General features: G+C 66.3%; 1 pseudogene. It reads right to left on the bottom strand.

From position 1 onward, the window contains the following. Window positions 1-154 (bottom strand): annotated as a pseudogene (locus ACMUOY_RS20980) (NADH-quinone oxidoreductase subunit A); the annotation flags it as partial. Window positions 155-261 lie beyond the last annotated feature (107 nt).

Below are 261 nucleotides of genomic sequence, written 5' to 3'. Positions count from 1 at the left end.
CCTCGAAGGCTTCGAATCCGCATTCGTACGGCGAGTTCTTCGCGGCATCCGGGCGATGCGGTCCCAGCAGGGCCCCGAGCACCTGGGGGATGACGCCGACGGCGACACCGACCAGGATGAAGAGGATGACAGGGAGGTACTGTTGCAGGTCCATGGTGTCGGCGGCAATGATCGGTGCAAGCCCATCCGGCCAAAAAAATGGCGCGCCGCCCGCAGCCATGGCGCGGCTGCCTGCGGTGCGCCGCTCTAGCTCCCTGCAGT

The organism is Candidatus Skiveiella danica (assembly GCF_022705245.1).
GTDB lineage: Bacteria > Pseudomonadota > Gammaproteobacteria > Burkholderiales > Burkholderiaceae_C > Skiveiella > Skiveiella danica.
The sequence above is the reverse complement of the archived record's forward strand: the minus strand, read 5'-3'. Positions and strand labels throughout refer to the sequence as shown.